The following is a 1,194-nucleotide window of genomic DNA, read 5'->3' on the forward strand; positions in this document are numbered from 1 at the left end:
TCACCTGCTTGAGCAGCCCGGCGGCGCGGACCTCGGCAGCGGTGACCCGGACGAACTGCTCGCGGGGGGCGGTCTCGGTCGGCGCGCCCGCCTCGACCTTGGTTTCGACGTTGAGCTTCACGTCCTTCGCGCGGTACCGGTTGACCAGCGCGAAGACCTCACGCAGCAGCGGCATCCGGGCACCCGGGACGGCGAGCTGGCCGGGCTTGTCCGACAGCGTCTTCGAGCCACAGTCGAGCGAGCGCACCTGGGCCACGGTGAGCGTGTTGATGTACTTCCCGACGTACGGAAACTCCGGGTCGCCGGGCGTCACCGGGCTGGTGTCGAAGCACTTGGCGCCACTGATCTTCCGGTCGTGGGTGACGACGGCCTGGCCGTCCTCCGTGATCTGCACGTCCAGTTCGAGGGTGCTCACCCCGAGTTGGAGGGCGTTGCCGAAGGAGGCGAGGGTGTTCTCCACCCGCAGCCCGAGGCCGCCCCGGTGGGCCTGCACGTCGAATGTCCGGTCCGGTCGCGGCTTCGCCTGGGCGGGCACCGCGAGCCCGGTCGTCACCGTCGCGGCCACCAGGGCCGCGACGGCGGTACGGCGTACTGTGCGCACGCTGTCATCCCCTCCTGCCGGCGGGCACCTCCCACCGGTCGCGGGACAGCATGGACATCTCGGGCTGCGGGCAGGCGGCCAGCGGGCGGCGCGACGGTGAACCGCCGTGGACGACCTCCCGGTCACACCGGGTTTGGTCGGCCGGCCCTCGGGCACGCAGTCAGTTCCACAGCTTCTGCGAGGTGATGGACGTGCGTGAGGACGACATGCGGCAGGACGCCGCCCGCGAGGCCGAGGACCGGATCGCCGGCGGCGTGTACGGCAAGGGCGCCCTCGACGAGGTGACGGTGCCCCGCACCGATGTGGAGAGTCAGATCCAACGCGATGACCCGTTCGACCCCGCGAAGGAACGGATCGACCCACAGGTGCTGCGCGACGGTGGCCCGGTGGGCGGGCAGGGCGCGGTGACCACCACCGGTGGCACCGCCGGGCCGGCGAGCGTACGCCGGGTGGCGCGACAGCCGGAACGACACCCGGGCACTGTCGCCCCGACGACGACCGGCGACGCCACCACCGGCGGCCTCAGCACGCCGAGCGGCGGTGGCACCAGCGACCAGTCCACGTCCGCAACGGGCCCGGCAAAGTCCATCAGT

General features: G+C 72.1%; 2 protein-coding genes. One reads left to right on the top strand and one right to left on the bottom strand.

The window, feature by feature from the left end:
* Positions 1–601: glycerophosphodiester phosphodiesterase family protein (locus tag KBX53_RS33535; RefSeq protein WP_309140916.1), on the bottom strand; the 601-nt coding region annotated here is incomplete at its 3' end.
* 191 nt (positions 602–792) lie between these two features.
* Here KBX53_RS33535 and KBX53_RS33540 point away from each other — a divergent pair.
* On the top strand, positions 793–1,194 hold a 402-nt coding region (locus KBX53_RS33540; protein ID WP_210863876.1), incomplete at its 3' end, for a hypothetical protein.

The organism is Micromonospora sp. M51 (genome assembly GCF_018070305.1).
Classification (GTDB): Bacteria; Actinomycetota; Actinomycetes; order Mycobacteriales; family Micromonosporaceae; genus Micromonospora; species Micromonospora parva.